2 protein-coding genes are annotated in these 1,357 nt (G+C 67.1%); one reads left to right on the top strand and one right to left on the bottom strand.

Annotated features, from left to right (window positions below; all coding sequences use genetic code 11):
- Positions 1-586 (top strand): ROK family protein (locus EOA27_RS36645; RefSeq protein WP_127258739.1); only part of this gene is annotated, 586 nt, incomplete at its 5' end.
- A gap of 67 nt (positions 587-653) precedes the next feature.
- Here EOA27_RS36645 and EOA27_RS36640 read toward each other — a convergent pair.
- Positions 654-1,357: MFS transporter (locus tag EOA27_RS36640; protein ID WP_127258737.1), on the bottom strand; the 704-nt coding region annotated here is incomplete at its 5' end.

The following is a 1,357-nucleotide window of genomic DNA, read 5'->3' as shown; positions in this document are numbered from 1 at the left end:
CGGTCACATCTATCACGGCAGGCGCGGCCTGGCGGCCGAGATCGGCCACATGACGATCACCGGAGAAGGCGATCGCTGCTTCTGCGGCAATGTCGGCTGCTTCGAGGCCGTCGCTTCGGGCACCGCTCTCGGGCGCCGGGCGACGCGGCTCACCGCGCCCGGCGACGGCTCGCAGTTGCGGCGGCTCTCCAATGACGGCGACGTCTCGGCCCGGCATGTCATCGAAGCCGCGCGGACAGGCGACGCGGCGGCGCGCGACCTGGTCGAGGCGGAGGCGAAATGGCTCGGCATCGGCTTTACCAACCTTCTGCATCTCTATTCGCCCGAGGTGATCGTCATGGGCGGCGGACTCGCCAACGGCTTCGACCTGCTGGCCCCGGGGATCAGGGCAACGATCGAGGAGCGGGCAATGCAGGCCTATCGCGACGTGCCGATCGTGCCGGCCGAGCTCGGCGACCGCGCCGGACTGGTGGGCGCTGCCAGCCTTATCCTGTGGGAAGGCGAGCCGGGCACGGCGCTTTCGATGGTGCAGGACCAGGAGACAGGCGACCGGGCCGGCGGAGCGGCCGGCGCCAGAGCCGGATGATTTCAATTGAAATCGGGAAGGCGCTGACGCGACTTCAATCTGTCCGAGTTCCGTCCGGCTCGGCGGCTCAGGCCCGCTTCGGGATCTCCCTGTTCTCCAGCAGCAGCGTCAGCCCCATGGCGACGAAGTAGAGCGCCGCCACCCAGATGAACATCACGTTGAAGCCGCTGGAGTAATGATCGAGCACCACCTCGCGGATCGCGGCGGGCAGGCTCGAAGCGATGTGCGGGGTGAGCCCGTTCAAGCCCTGCGGCAGCAAGGCGGCGGCGTCAGCGGGAAGCTGCGCGGTCTGCCGGTTCAAGGCCCAGATCATCACCGCGCCGTTCAGCGCCAGGCCCAGCGATGCGCCAAGCGTGCGCGCCTGCGTGATCAGCGAGGTCACCGCTCCGATGTCCTGCAAGGGTGCGGCTGCCTGGATCGCCACGATCAGCACCTGGAACTGCAGGCCCATCGAGATGCCGAATGCAGCCATCATCGCCGCCAGCACCCAGATCGGCGTGTGCTGGCCGGTGAAGACAAAGCCTATCATCAGCAGGCCACCCATGCCCATCGCCACCACCGGCATCCATTTGTAGCGTCCGGTTGCGGCAATGACCCGTCCGGCGACGATCGAGATGACCATCGACGTCAGCGAGGCCGGCAGGAACAGGAAGCCGACTTCGGCAGGGCTGAGACCCGTCAGCGTCTGCATATAGAGGGCGAAATAGAAGAACATGCCCAGCGTCACCGTTCCGGCAACCAGCGAGACGCCCGAGACGATGCTGACCGTCG

Origin of the sequence: Mesorhizobium sp. M2A.F.Ca.ET.037.01.1.1, assembly GCF_003998075.1 — a bacterium.
GTDB lineage: Bacteria > Pseudomonadota > Alphaproteobacteria > Rhizobiales > Rhizobiaceae > Mesorhizobium.
The sequence above is the reverse complement of the archived record's forward strand: the minus strand, read 5'-3'. Positions and strand labels throughout refer to the sequence as shown.